Annotated in this window: 1 protein-coding gene; it reads left to right on the top strand. The window is 63.1% G+C overall.

Translation table 11 applies throughout. The features are described from left to right. Window positions 1-14: 14 nt before the first annotated feature. A partial coding sequence (locus ENZ75_RS32740) for an aminotransferase class III-fold pyridoxal phosphate-dependent enzyme (RefSeq protein ID WP_128278660.1) occupies window positions 15-1,051 on the top strand: 1,037 nt, incomplete at its 3' end.

The following is a 1,051-nucleotide window of genomic DNA, read 5'->3' as shown; positions in this document are numbered from 1 at the left end:
AGACAGGTTAAAAAATGCTCGACCAGTCCAACGAACTCGCCGCCTGGGATCGCGACCACTTCTTCCATCCCTCGACCCATATGGGCACGCACGCGCGGGGCGAAAGCCCGACACGCATCATGGCCGGCGGTGAAGGCGTCACCGTGTGGGACAACAATGGCAGGAAGAGCCTCGATGCCTTCGCCGGGCTCTATTGCGTCAATGTCGGCTACGGCCGCCAGAAGATCGCTGACGCCATCGCCGCCCAGGCGAAGAACCTCGCCTATTACCACGCCTATGTCGGCCACGGTACCGAGGCCTCGATCACGCTGGCCAAGATGATCATCGATCGCGCGCCGCAGGGCATGTCGCGGGTCTATTTCGGCCTCTCCGGTTCGGATGCCAACGAAACCAACATCAAGCTGATCTGGTACTACAACAACGTGCTCGGCCGGCCGGAGAAGAAGAAGATCATTTCGCGCTGGCGCGGCTATCACGGCTCGGGCGTGATGACGGGATCGCTGACCGGGCTCGACCTGTTCCACAACGCCTTCGACCTGCCGCGCGCGCCGATCCTGCACACCGAGGCACCCTACTACTTCCGCCGCGCCGACCGTTCGATGAGCGAGGAGCAGTTTTCGCAGCATTGTGCCGACAAGCTCGAGGAGATGATCCTGGCCGAAGGCCCGGAAACCGTCGCTGCCTTCATCGGCGAGCCGATCCTCGGCACTGGCGGCATCGTGCCGCCGCCGGCCGGCTATTGGGAAAAGATCCAGGCGGTGTTGAAGAAGTACGACGTGCTTCTGGTCGCCGACGAAGTGGTGACGGGCTTCGGCCGACTGGGCACCATGTTCGGCTCCGACCATTACGGCATCAAGCCGGACCTGATCACCATCGCCAAGGGCCTGACCTCGGCCTATGCGCCGCTGTCGGGCGTCATCGTCGCCGACAAGATGTGGCAGGTGCTGGTTGAGGGCTCCGACAAGCTCGGTTCGCTCGGCCATGGCTGGACCTATTCGGCACATCCGATCTGCGTTGCCGCCGGCGTCGCCAATCTCGAGCTGATCGACGA

This window comes from Mesorhizobium sp. M7A.F.Ca.CA.002.04.1.1 (assembly GCF_004022805.1).
Lineage (GTDB): Bacteria > Pseudomonadota > Alphaproteobacteria > Rhizobiales > Rhizobiaceae > Mesorhizobium > Mesorhizobium ciceri.
This window is presented reverse-complemented; position numbering and strand designations above follow the sequence as displayed.